This window comes from Roseovarius atlanticus (genome assembly GCF_019802205.1).
GTDB lineage: Bacteria > Pseudomonadota > Alphaproteobacteria > Rhodobacterales > Rhodobacteraceae > Roseovarius > Roseovarius atlanticus_A.
Map to the genome: position 1 here is coordinate 539,143 of NZ_JAHVHQ010000002.1, position 11,578 is coordinate 550,720.

At 62.5% G+C, this 11,578-nt stretch carries 10 protein-coding genes and 1 tRNA gene; 3 read left to right on the forward strand and 8 right to left on the reverse strand.

Going from position 1 to position 11,578, the window contains the following annotated elements; all coding sequences use genetic code 11:
• Positions 1-2: 2 nt before the first annotated feature.
• From KUV49_RS02795 to dapF, 5 genes are all read right to left on the reverse strand, one after another.
• Positions 3-605 carry a glutathione S-transferase family protein gene (locus KUV49_RS02795; protein WP_222451517.1) on the reverse strand — a complete coding sequence of 201 codons (603 nt, stop codon included), beginning with the start codon at positions 603-605 and terminating at the stop codon, positions 3-5.
• A 60-nt stretch (positions 606-665) separates the two neighbouring features.
• Positions 666-1,286, reverse strand: coding sequence for an FMN-binding negative transcriptional regulator (locus KUV49_RS02800; protein ID WP_222451518.1), 621 nt, complete (start codon positions 1,284-1,286; stop codon positions 666-668).
• Positions 1,287-1,369: 83 nt separating this feature from the next.
• Positions 1,370-1,759 (reverse strand): nuclear transport factor 2 family protein, encoded by a 390-nt coding sequence (locus tag KUV49_RS02805; RefSeq protein WP_222451519.1) that lies wholly within the window; start codon positions 1,757-1,759, stop codon positions 1,370-1,372.
• Positions 1,760-1,790: 31 nt separating this feature from the next.
• Positions 1,791-3,059 (reverse strand): tRNA (N(6)-L-threonylcarbamoyladenosine(37)-C(2))-methylthiotransferase MtaB, encoded by a 1,269-nt coding sequence (mtaB, locus tag KUV49_RS02810; RefSeq protein ID WP_222451520.1) that lies wholly within the window; start codon positions 3,057-3,059, stop codon positions 1,791-1,793.
• The gene (gene dapF, locus KUV49_RS02815; protein WP_222451521.1) at positions 3,056-3,889 is read right to left on the reverse strand and encodes a diaminopimelate epimerase; all 834 of its coding nucleotides are present in this window, start codon (positions 3,887-3,889) and stop codon (positions 3,056-3,058) included. Before dapF ends, mtaB begins: the two co-directional genes overlap by 4 nt.
• Positions 3,890-3,996: 107 nt before the next feature.
• On the opposite strand from dapF, the gene KUV49_RS02820 reads away from it, so the two are divergent.
• The 3 genes from KUV49_RS02820 to KUV49_RS02830 all read left to right on the forward strand — a co-directional run bounded on the left by KUV49_RS02820 (position 3,997) and on the right by KUV49_RS02830 (position 5,732).
• A tRNA-Lys gene (locus KUV49_RS02820) sits at positions 3,997-4,072 on the forward strand.
• A gap of 314 nt (positions 4,073-4,386) precedes the next feature.
• Positions 4,387-4,608, forward strand: coding sequence for a helix-turn-helix domain-containing protein (locus KUV49_RS02825; RefSeq protein ID WP_222451522.1), 222 nt, complete (start codon positions 4,387-4,389; stop codon positions 4,606-4,608).
• Positions 4,605-5,732: a helix-turn-helix domain-containing protein gene (locus KUV49_RS02830; RefSeq protein WP_222451523.1), complete on the forward strand. Its 1,128-nt coding sequence runs from the start codon at positions 4,605-4,607 to the stop codon at positions 5,730-5,732. The genes KUV49_RS02825 and KUV49_RS02830 overlap by 4 nt, the downstream gene beginning before the upstream one ends.
• 2 nt (positions 5,733-5,734) lie before the next feature.
• Here the strand turns inward: KUV49_RS02830 and KUV49_RS02835 are convergent, their stop codons facing one another.
• The 3 genes from KUV49_RS02835 to KUV49_RS02845 all read right to left on the reverse strand — a co-directional run bounded on the left by KUV49_RS02835 (position 5,735) and on the right by KUV49_RS02845 (position 11,539).
• Positions 5,735-6,709 carry a DNA-methyltransferase gene (locus tag KUV49_RS02835; RefSeq protein WP_222451524.1) on the reverse strand — a complete coding sequence of 325 codons (975 nt, stop codon included), beginning with the start codon at positions 6,707-6,709 and terminating at the stop codon, positions 5,735-5,737.
• A 492-nt stretch (positions 6,710-7,201) separates the two neighbouring features.
• Positions 7,202-10,324: an efflux RND transporter permease subunit gene (locus KUV49_RS02840; protein WP_222451525.1), complete on the reverse strand. Its 3,123-nt coding sequence runs from the start codon at positions 10,322-10,324 to the stop codon at positions 7,202-7,204.
• Positions 10,325-10,336: 12 nt separating this feature from the next.
• Positions 10,337-11,539, reverse strand: coding sequence for an efflux RND transporter periplasmic adaptor subunit (locus KUV49_RS02845; protein ID WP_410000777.1), 1,203 nt, complete (start codon positions 11,537-11,539; stop codon positions 10,337-10,339).
• Positions 11,540-11,578 lie beyond the last annotated feature (39 nt).

Consider the following 11,578-nt stretch of genomic DNA (forward strand, 5'->3'; position numbering starts at 1 on the left):
AGTCACTCGGGCGCGGTGGCCGTCATGCTTTCGCGCTCGGCAAACGCCTTGAACCAGTCGGCCAGCGCGTCGTTGCCCTTGCGCCAGCCCCGGTCGCCCAGCCTGAAATCCAGGTAGCCCAGCGCACAGCCCACCGCGATCTGCCCCGCGTCCAGCGGCCCGCGCAGATGGCTCATCCACCGCGCGTTGATCGCCGCCACGCTGCGCGCGACCTTCTCCCACTGCGCCTCGATCCACGGCTCGTACACCATGTTCTCGGGCCGCACCCGCCGTTCGTAGACCATCGCCAGCGCCGCATCCAGGACGCCGTCGGCCGTCGCCTCCAGCGTCAGCGTCTCCCAGATCCGGCCTTGCGGATACAGCTTCGTCGCCGCCCGCGCATCCAGGTAGCGACAGATCACCCGGCTGTCATAGAGCGTCGGCCCCTCGTCCCGGATCAGCGCCGGGATCTTGCCCACCGGGTTGGCCGCCGCCACGGTGGCATCGGTCGCCACCGGCGTGGTCGACACCTCGAGCATCTCGACCTCGTCGATCAGCCCGGTCTCGATCAGGGTCACCTTCACCTTGCGCACATAGGGCGACGGTTTCGCGGAAATCAGTTGCATCGTTCATGTCCTTCCGGTTTTTCCGGACGCTACGCCCTTCATGGCGCCCGGTCCAGCGGTCTAGCCTTTCGCATCCCGCATCAGCGCCGCGAGTGCCCCGACCTCGACGCCCATCCCCGACGCCTCCACCGCGTCGGCGGCCCGCAGCCGCACGTCATCGTCCTTGTTCTGGTTCAGCTTCCAGGTGCCGTGGATCTCGTCCACCCGCATCCGGCAGGGCACGATCTGCCGCATCATCCGCGCCATCACGTCCGGCGTCATCTTGTCGGATGTCCAGGGCGCCTTCGGCAACAGCTGATCCTCGAAATGCGCCGATTGCCGGTCGAGCAGGTCGCGCAGCTCGTCCTCGGGGCGCAGCTCGACCTCGCCCACCAGGTGCACCGCCACGTAGTTCCAGGTCGGCACCTGGTCCTCCGCCCCGTACCAGTCCGGCGACACATAAGAGTAAGGCCCCACCACCGCGAGCCGCGCGCACAAGGGCGCAGAGAGCGCCCGCGCAATCGGGTTCGACCGCACCAGGTGAAACTCCGCCACCGCCCCATCCTCCGTCAAAAGGAACGGCACATGAGCCAGCAACGGCGCCCCCTCGACCCCGACCGCCAGCATTCCGAACGCCTGCGCCCGCGCGAATGCGATGTTCCGTGCCTCGGGCGTCTGGCGAAAGATCGGGTTGGGATGCATGGCGGGTCTCCTTCGCGCTCACCATGTCGCGGCGGCGCCGCTCAAGGCCAGCAAAGAATTGTCCCCGTCACAATTGCGGCCCGTCACGCCTCCCGCGCCAGCGCGGCGGTGTCGTGATACTCCACGATCTCGGTGATCCTGCCGTCCCGCACCGCAAGGAACAGCGCCAGCCGCGTCTCGAACTGCCGCCCCGTGCCCTTGTGAGTCGCCCCGTGCGCCACCTGCGCCGCCGCCCGCCCGTCGCTCACGATCAGGTCCACGATCCGGTAGCCGGTGATCTCCCACCGCGCCAGGATCCCGCCCACCGCGTCATAGAACGCCGCCTTGCCCGTCACGTCGCAGGTGAACGTCCCGCAATCCGGCTGGCCGTTGATCCGATACCGCAAATCCTCGTCCAACAGCGCGTCCAGCGCGGCGGTATCCCCACCGGCATAGGCCTCCACAGCCTTTTCGATAACTTCCTGCGTCTGCATGTGCGCCTCCCGAGGACCGACCGCCCTCAGACTAGCACAAGGCCGGGTCCGCCGTCAGCCGCGCCGCGTCATGCCCGGTCACGCGCGCCGACACGATCTGCCCCTCGGGCTGGTCGCTGCCGAACGTCACCTCGGTGAACTGCTCGGTCCGCCCCATCCGCGCATTTTCCAGCAGAACCCGGTGCACCCGCCCCTGCTGTTCGTCCAGGTGCCGCGCCACCCGCGCCTCCCCCGCCGCCCGCAACCGTGCCGCACGGTCCTTGATCGCCCGCCCGTCCACTTGCGGCATCCGCGCCGCCGGCGTGCCCGGCCGGGGGCTGTAGGGAAAGACATGCAGCCAGGTCAGCCCGCACTCCTCGACCAGCCGCAGCGAGTTCTCGAACGCCGCTTCGGTCTCGGTCGGAAATCCGGCGATGATGTCCGCGCCAAAGGTCATGTCGGGCCGCAGCGCACGCGCCTCCTCGGCAAACCGGATCGCATCGTCCCGCAAATGCCGCCGCTTCATCCGCTTCAGGATCAGGTCGTCACCATGCTGCAGGCTCAGATGCAGATGCGGCATCAGACGGCTTTCGGTGGCAATCGCCCGCATCAGGTTCTCGTCCACCTCGATCGAATCGATCGAGGAAATCCGCAACCGAGGCAGGTCCGGCACCAGCTTCAGGATCCGCATCACCAGGTCACCCAAGCGCGGCTCCGCCGGCAGGTCCGCGCCCCAGCTTGTCAGGTCGACGCCGGTCAGCACCACCTCGTTATAGCCCTGGTCGACCAGCCGCTTTATCTGGTCCACCACCACCCCCGCCGGCACGCTGCGCGAATTGCCCCGGCCATAGGGGATGATGCAGAAGGTACAGCGATGATCGCAGCCGTTCTGCACCTGGACATAGGCCCGGCTCCGCGTGCCGAACCCGTCGATCAGATGCCCCGCCGTCTCGGTCACGCTCATGATGTCGTCGACCTGCACGGCCTCGGTCTCGCCGATGAAATCGGCCGCCAGACCGGCCCAGGTGCCGCGCACCATCTTCTCGGTATTGCCGATCACGGCGTCCACCTCGGCCATGGCGGAAAACGTCTCGGGTTCCGTCTGCGCCGCGCAGCCCGTCACGATCAGCCGCGCCTCCGGGTTCTCGCGCCGCAGCTTGCGAATCTCCTGCCGCGCCTTGCGCACCGCCTCGGCGGTCACGGCACAGGTGTTCACCACCACGGCGTTCTCCAGCCCGACCGCGCCGGCCAGCTCCTTCATCGCTTCCGTCTCGTAGGCGTTCAGCCGACAGCCCAGCGTGGTGAAAACTGGCGCGCTCATGACGCAGCCCTCAGGAAATCCGCCGTCAGCACCCCGTCGCAGACATGCATCGTCGGTCCGGTCATCCACACGCCATCCTCGCGCCACTCCACCCGCAGCGTCCCGCCATCCAGGTCGATCCGCACATCCCGCCCCGTCAGCCCCCGCCGCGCCGCCGCCACGGCGACCGCACAAGACGACGACCCCGAGGCCAGCGTCAGACCCACGCCCCGCTCCCACACCCGCATCCGGATGTGATCGGGGCCAATGATGCTGGCCACCTGTACGTTGGTGCGCTCGGGAAACAGCGGATGATGCTCGTAGCGTGGGCCGAAGTTTTCCAGCGGAATCGCCTCGGCGGCGTCGACGAAGAAGGTGCAATGCGGATTGCCCATGCCGGTCGCCACTGGCCCGCCCTCGATGGGCAGTTCCAGCGTGTCCATCTCCTCGGCCAGCGGCACGCCCTGCCAGTCCAGGAATGGCGCGCCCATGTTCACCGAGGTCAGCCCGTCCCCCGCATCGACGGCATAGAGATTCCCCCGCGCCGTGGTCAGGTGCAGGCGTTCCTTGCCCGTCTCGTCCAGCAGATACCGCGCAATGCAGCGCGTCGCGTTTCCGCAGGCGGCGGCCGTCGTGCCATCGCTGTTCCAGAACTCCAGATGCGCATCGCCCGCACCCTCGCGGATCACCGCCAGCTGGTCGAATCCGATCCCGCGATGCCGGTCGCCAATGGCCCGCGCCAGCCCCGGCGTCACCTCCACCTCATGCGCACGGCCGTCCACGACGACAAAGTCGTTTCCCAGCCCGTGCATCTTCATGAAGGGCAATCCGGTATCCTGCGCAACGCTCATGGCCGCGCATATAAAGCCCCCGCGCAGACGAATCCAGCCACAGCGGAAAATTCCGTGCAATTGGGGCTTGACCCCCCTCTCCCCTCTTTCTAGATAGGCCGCCTAGTGGGCCGTTAGCTCAGTTGGTAGAGCAACTGACTTTTAATCAGTGGGTCGCAGGTTCGAATCCTGCACGGCTCACCACTGTTTCCAATGACTTAGCCAGCGCCGCGACGCTGCAATCGATTGCTAGGATGCGCATAGGACGCAACTTCATAGCGCAAGTACAGGCCAAATTTGCCTTATGGTTCAAATCCTATCGCTCGTGCCAGAGCAAGGTTTTCTGGTGGGATCATTCAACCTTGTTCGACTGCGTGAAAAAGTCTCAAACCTTAGGTAGCCACAATGGGTCAAGTTCGGCTTTTTGAGACTTAATGCATCCCGAACACAATCATCTACGCGAAAAAAGATACTTATAGTCCGTAGACTTAATTGCATCATCTGAGTTGCTTCGTCGCATGGATGAGGGCGATGAACATAGCATCAAAAAGGTGTTTGGCGAACAGGTTCGAAGGTTCCGTAAAGCGAAGGGTCACTCACAAGAAGACCTTGCTGATATGTGCGGTTTGGACAGAACATACATTGGAAGCGTTGAACGCGGTGAGCGAAATGTAAGTCTCGTAAACATATACAAAATTGCCATCGCCCTCGGTGTATCGCCGAAGGAGTTAGTCAATTGAATAAGCAGATGGGGTATCTCGACAGTGTATTGGATCGCCTAAAAACGCTTAGGGAAAATAATAAGATAACCGAAACAGAACTTGAAGAGCGAATGATTTTGGGACCGGGGTGGGTTTCCCGTTTCGAAAGCGGCACAACGGTTCCGAGTATCGACATGCTTTTGGCAATGCTTCACGAAATGGGATCGAGCTTGCCTGAATTATTCGAAGGACTACCAGATCATCCGGAAACCGCCGAAGTTGAACGTACGATCTTTGCGGAACCGGACGGCGATAATCTTACCGTTTTTTTTCGCTATGCAAATTTCGATGCGCGATACACATTGCCTAACGCCACACTCGACCAGTTTGAAGATGTCGTAAAGACAATGCGTGACACTCTTAGTCGACTGGCAACAGCTGACGAGATCGCAAAGGAAGCCATTAAGACAAATGCCGTCGCCAACGCGTTTATTCGAAGCGTAAATACATGGCCGCACGCGAATCCTTCAGACCTGTGGTGGTTTCTGGTTTATCGAGCGTATTGCGACCCTTACAATCATCCTGCGACCTACGCGCGCCTCGACTTTGCTCAAAGCTGGAAACGGACCGGCGGCTGGGCGCTGGAAGAAGTGCTAGTCAGGCACTATGGCCCATTTCTTAGATCCAATGGTGTGAACCTTTTTATTGCAGACAGAGCAACAACACAGGCTATCGTCGACAATCTTGATGTTGGGGATCGAATTGAGGCCGACAAAATTGACGTAGTGATCAGCAACGGCAAGACAGGCGACTTCATGGGCGTGGTTAATGTGAAAGCCAGCTTTGCTGAACGTAGAACTGATGACGTGCCGATGAGTAATGCTCTTTCGAAGGCGGGCTACCTTTCGCCGTTGTGGACTATGGACTGCAAAAGCATGCCGTCAGCCACACCACGAAACCGGGGGGAACTTGGAGTTGCAGTTGGAAACCGCAGCGCCAAAAGAATGGATATTGAGGACGAGGGGTATTTCACTGGTTGCTTCTCATACAACCGAAACACAAACCCAACTGAGGCAGGAGTTCCTGTTGAGCGAAGGATCCAAGTATGCGACTTTCAGAACCCTGATGACGCCTTTACTCGCTTCATTCTTTCAAAGCTATAGCATCACTGACATTGAATAACGGAACTTCTCTCAATCCCCTTAAGGCGATTGTTGGAGGCTTCCACTTGCTCAGGATCGATTTCAAATCCCAAGTAGGTACATCCTGCGCGCAATGCAGCGAAGCCTGTCGTGCCGGAACCTGAGAAGGGGTCAAGAACCACCACATCAGAACCGTGCTTACCATACGCCTTGATGCAACGTCGAGGTAGTTCTTCTGGGAAGCGAGAAAAGTGAGCCGGACCTTCTATCTTTTCGTTGGAAAATTCCCATACCGAAGGTACTGGCGGGGATACGCAAAAAGCATGACGCTCATCTCGCGCAAGAAGGTATATTGGTTCGTGCTGACGATGTGGCCTACGGCACCGTCCCTCTGGCATAGCATTACGCTTCCGCCAAATAACTTCACCACGATAAAGGTAGCCGTTATCGGAAAGACCTATTACCAGCCGGTTGGGTAGCGAAAGTAAATTTCCGTAGGTTAACCATCCAGTATCTTTTTCAATGAAGGCCTTACGTTTCGCTCTGGGCTTCGTGTACGCGCTATTTTCGAAATCCAACCCACTTTTTTCCGCGCCAAGCGAACTGTACTTGCGATCATCCAGCCGCCAATTCACCGGGGTGTTATACGCGTCGCCAATATTGATCCAAACAATTCCCTGTTTTTTCAGCTTGGGCAAAAAAGCTGTGAAAAACGAAGTCAGGAACTCGAGGTATTGACGTGGATCGCTCTCGGTCCCTAAACCTAACGAAGTACGTTGTCCCCAGTAAGGCGGACTGGTGACTAATACGTCAACGCTTTCATCCGGCAGTTCTGCAACCAAATCAAGGCAACTTCCTTCAATGACTCGATTGGCCGCAAATGGTCCGACTTTATCCCGCATATGTTCCGCTCGCGTTCCGTTATTGGTACTCAAAGTCATCGTATTCTTAAGGAACTTCCAGTCAACTGGTCTTTGTTCATGAACCAGCGTCGTCACAAAGCAATGTCCCCTCAACTCGCTCTCCGAAGTATAAACCGAGCAACATGATGATCTTCTTTCGGATTTTCTTTTTCCGGCTTTCTCGGAGCAGGCTTGGCATCTTTAAGACAATTGTCCTTCTAAGCCAATTTTACCCAGTTTATCAGGCGCGAAAAATATCAACACCTGCCCATTGCCTTGCGACGAGGCAAAAAATCGGTAAGTCACGTGAAACATCAGGTTTCAGACCTTTAATCAGTGGGTCGCAGGTTCGAATCCTGCACGGCTCACCACTGAAATCAGAAACTCAGGATGAGTCTCGACGTCTCCGGCCCTCGCCGGCAGCGCGCGTCACGCCGCCATGGGTCACCCAGGACAGGCCCTGTCGAACAAGCGCCGCAGCGGGCGGAAACTCCGGAACGTGACCCCGTCGCGGAACGGGAGCGTCGCGGCACAGCGGCCGCCTGCCCGTTCAGAGCATGGCGATCACGAGTGAACCCCGGCCCGCCCCTATCCCGCGTCGGTGCCTTTGGCGGAACCGCGTCCGAACCTGAACAACCTGGTCACGATCACGAAGAACAGCGGCACGAAAATGACGCCGAGCACCGTGCCGGAAATCGTGCCGCCCAGAACACCCGACCCGATCGCGTTGCGCCCGCCGGACCCCGCGCCGGAACTCAGCACCAGCGGCAGAACCCCCAGCGAGAACGCCATCGAGGTCATGATGATCGGGCGAAAGCGTTGCCTTGCCGCCTCGACCACCGCGTCGATCACGCGCTCACCCGCCACGTGCCTGTCGCGCGCGAACTCCACGATCAGGATCGCGTTCTTGCCGGTCAGGCCGATCACGGTCAGCAGCCCGACCTGGAAGAAGACGCCGTTGTCGAATCCGCCGAAGAAGGCCGCCGACAACGCGCCCACGACACCGATCGGCATGGCCAGCATGACCGCGAACGGGATCGACCAGCTTTCATAGAGGGCCGCAAGCGACAGGAACACCGCCGCGAGCGATAGCGCATAGAGCAGCGGCGCCTGGTTGCCCGATTGCCGTTCCTCCAGCGACAAGCCGGTCCAGGACAGCGCGAAACCCGGCGGCAGCTCCGCGGCCAGGCGCTCCATCTCGGCCATCGCCGCGCCGGTCGACACCCCGGGGGCCGGCGCGCCCTGCAACTGCATCGACGGGATGCCGTTGAAGCGGTAGAGACCCTGCGGGCCGTAGTTCCACGAGCCCTTCGCGAAATTCGAGAACGGCACCAGGCCGCCGCTGGCATTGCGCACCCGCCACTTGTCGATGTCGGACGGAATCGCGCGATCGGGCGCGTCGCCCTGCACGTAGACGCGCTTGATCCGGCCCTGGTCGATGAAGTCGTTCACGTAGGACCCGGCCCAGGCCACCGTCAGCAGCTGACCGACGTCGCTGGCCGTCACGCCCATCGCGCCCGCCTTGCGCCAGTCGATATCCAGGTTGAACTGCGACGCGTCCTCCAGCCCGTTGGGCCGGGCCGACGCGATCAGCTCGCTTTGCGCGGCCATACCCAGAAGCTGGTTGCGGGCCTGCAGCAATTCCTCGTGGCTCTGCCCCCCGCGCGCCTGGAGGTACACGTCAAAGCCCGACACGTTGCCAAGCTCGATCACCGAGGGCGGCACGATCGGGAACACCATCGCGTCCCTGATCCCGCTGAGCGCGCCATAGGCCCGTCCCGCCAGGGCCTGCACGCTCTGATCCGGCGACTTGCGCTCGTCCCAGTCCTTCAGCTGCACAAAGGCGATGCCCATGTTCTGGCCGCTGCCGGCAAAGCTGAACCCGACGACGCCGAACATCGAATTCACCGTCTCCGTCTCCTGGGTCAGGTAATACTCCTCGACCTGCTCCAGGACATCCAGCGTTCGCTCCGCGGTGGCGCCGGTCGGTGTCTGGATCAGGGTGAAGAGGATGCCCTGGTCCTCTTCCGGCAGGAACCCGGTCGGCGTGCGCGTGAACAGGAAGGCCATCGCGACCGCAAGCGCCAGATAGACCAGCCCCACCCGGAAAGGCCGCTTGACGCTCCAGGCGACGGTGCCGCCATAGCGCTTCAGCACCGCGTCGAACCCGCGGTTGAACCAGCCGAACGCGCCTTTCGACTTGTCGCGGTGCTTGTGCTTCAGGATCGTCGCGCACAGCGCGGGCGTCAGGGTCAACGCCACCACCACCGACAGCGCCATCGCCGACACGATCGTGATCGCGAACTGCTTGTAGATCACCCCGGTCGAGCCGGGAAAGAACGCCATCGGCACGAACACCGCCGACAGCACCAGCGCGATCCCGATCAGCGCGCCGGTGATCTGCCCCATCGACTTGTAGGTCGCCTCGCGGGGCGGCAGACCCTCTTCCTCCATGATCCGCTCGACATTCTCGACCACCACGATGGCGTCGTCGACCAAGAGGCCGATCGCCAGCACCATGGCCAGCATCGTCAGCGTGTTGATGGTGAACCCGGCCGCCGCCAGAACGCCGAAGGTGCCCAGCAGGACCACCGGCACCGCCAGCGTCGGAATAAGCGTCGCGCGCAGGTTCTGCATGAACAGGAACATCACCAGGAAGACCAGGATGATCGCCTCGAACAGCGTCTTGATCACTTCCTCGATCGAGATCAGCACGAAGGGCGTGGTGTCATAGGGAATGACGTATTCCACGCCTTCGGGAAAGAACTCCGCGAATTCGGCCATCCGCGCCTTCACCGCCTCGGCGGTGTCCAGCGCGTTGGCCCCGGGGGCCAGGCTGACCGCAAGGCCCGCAGCCGGGTCCTGGTTGAAACGCGCGATGGTGGCATAGTTCTCGGCACCGATCTCGACACGTGCCACATCGTCCAGCAGCACCAGCCCGCCATCGGTCTCGGCCCGCAGGACGATCTGCCGGAAATCCTCGGGCGAGGTCAGCAGCGACTGCGCGGTGATCGTGGCATTCAGCTGCTGCCCCTCGACCGTCGGCCGGGTGCCGAACGCCCCCGCCGAAATCTGGGCGTTCTGCGCCGACACGGCGTTCACCACGTCGGCAGGCGTCAGTTCGAAGGCGGCCAGCTTGGACGGATCCAGCCAGATCCGCATCGCGTATTGCGCGCCGAACACCTGGACCGACCCGACCCCCTCGACCCGGCTCAGCTCGTCGACAAGGTTGGTGACCATGTAATCCGACAGGTCCACCTGGTCGAACCCGTCCCCGCGCGAGATCATCCCGATCACCATCAGGAAGCCGGCCGAGGATTTCTCCACCGTCACACCCTGCCGCTGAACCGTTTCCGGCAACAGCGGCGTGGCACGCGACAGCTTGTTCTGCACCTGCACCTGCGCGATATCGGCATCCGTGCCGGTCTCGAAGGTCAGCGTGATGCTCGACTGCCCCGCCGATGTCGAGTTGGACGAGAAATACCGCAACCCGTCCAGCCCGGTCATCTGCTGTTCGATGACCTGCGTCACCGTGTTGGCCACCGTCTCGGCAGAGGCGCCGGGATAGGTCGCGTTGATCGAGACCGAAGGCGGCGCGATTTCCGGGTACTGCGCAATCGGCAGGATGCGGATCGCCAGAACCCCGACCCCCATGATCAGGATCGCGATGACCCAGGCAAAGACCGGGCGATCAATGAAAAAGCGCGCCATGGGAAATGATCCTTATGGGGATGTCTTCTCGCCCGCCTCTGCGGGCTCTTCGGTTGCGTCGCCGGTTGCGTCTCCGGTCGCCTCGGCCTCGGGGGCCGGGCGTTCCTCGGGGGCCACGGTGGCACCGACGCCGGTCTTCTGGAACCCGGCGACGACCACGCGGTCGCCGTCCTGCAGGCCGCCGTTGACCACCCAGTCGGCACCGCGGTCCTGAAGGATGCTCACCTGGCGCTCCTCGACCACATTCTCGGCCGTCACAACCCATGTGAACGGGCGCCCGCGCCGGTCGCGCTGCACCGCTTCCTGCGGCACCAGCAGCACGTCCTCGGCGGTACCGACAGGCATCTCGACCTGAACGTACATCCCCGGCAAGAGCAGCCGGTCGGGATTGTCGAACTGCAGGCGCAGCACCACCACGCCGGTCTGCGGATCCACGTTCGGCTCCGCGGCGGTGATCGTGCCGGTCTCGTCATATTCCGACCCGTCCGCCAGCGTCAGCCGCACCGTTGTATCGGCATTGCTCAGTTTGTCCTCGGTCTGTCCGCGCGTCCACCGCAGCAGGTCGGCAGCCGACTGGGTCACGTCCACGTAGACCGGGTCGATCTCCCGGATCACGGCAAGCGGCTCGGCCTGGCTGGCCGTCACCAGCGCGCCGGGGCTGGTCCGCGCCAGGCCGATCTCGCCCGAAAGGCGGGCCTTGATCGTGGTGCGTTCCAGCTCGATCTCCGCCGAGCGCAACTGCGCCTCGGCCACCTCCAGCGCGGCCGCGGCGGTGTCCCGCACCGCCTTCGCCTCGTCGAAGGCCCGCTCGCTCGTCACGTTGCGCTCGCGCAGTTCCACCAGCCGTTCGGCCTCGACCTCCGCCGCATCCAGCTGCACCCGCGCCTGCGTCACCGCCGCCTGGGCCTGTTCGACCGCGGCGGAATAGGTGGCGGAATCGATGCGATACAGCGCGTCGCCGGCCTCGACAAAGGCGCCTTCCCGGAACAGCCGTTCCGTGATGATCCCGTTGACCTGCGGACGCACCTCCGCCTCCGCCGACGCGGCCACCCGCCCCGGAAGCGTCGAGGTCAGCGTCACCGTCTTCGCCTGCAAGGTGACAACCACGACTGGCACCGGCCCCTGTGCCTGCTGCGATAGGGCGCGTCCGGCGAACAGGCTTGACACGGTCAGGCCCATAACGACGGTTGCGATGGCTAGGATGGAGCGGTTCATCATGCGTTTCGACCCCCGATTGCGGATGTTTACCGCGAT

Bases quoted from the DNA above. Each gene is read 5' to 3' on its own strand.
- KUV49_RS02795 (WP_222451517.1), bottom strand. From the start codon at position 605: ATGCAACTGATTTCCGCGAAACCGTCGCCCTATGTGCGCAAGGTGAAG.
- KUV49_RS02800 (WP_222451518.1), bottom strand. From the start codon at position 1,286: ATGCATCCCAACCCGATCTTTCGCCAGACGCCCGAGGCACGGAACATC.
- KUV49_RS02805 (WP_222451519.1), bottom strand. From the start codon at position 1,759: ATGCAGACGCAGGAAGTTATCGAAAAGGCTGTGGAGGCCTATGCCGGT.
- mtaB (WP_222451520.1), bottom strand. From the start codon at position 3,059: ATGAGCGCGCCAGTTTTCACCACGCTGGGCTGTCGGCTGAACGCCTAC.
- dapF (WP_222451521.1), bottom strand. From the start codon at position 3,889: ATGAGCGTTGCGCAGGATACCGGATTGCCCTTCATGAAGATGCACGGG.
- KUV49_RS02825 (WP_222451522.1), top strand. From the start codon at position 4,387: ATGGATGAGGGCGATGAACATAGCATCAAAAAGGTGTTTGGCGAACAG.
- KUV49_RS02840 (WP_222451525.1), bottom strand. From the start codon at position 10,324: ATGGCGCGCTTTTTCATTGATCGCCCGGTCTTTGCCTGGGTCATCGCG.
- KUV49_RS02845 (WP_410000777.1), bottom strand. From the start codon at position 11,539: ATGAACCGCTCCATCCTAGCCATCGCAACCGTCGTTATGGGCCTGACC.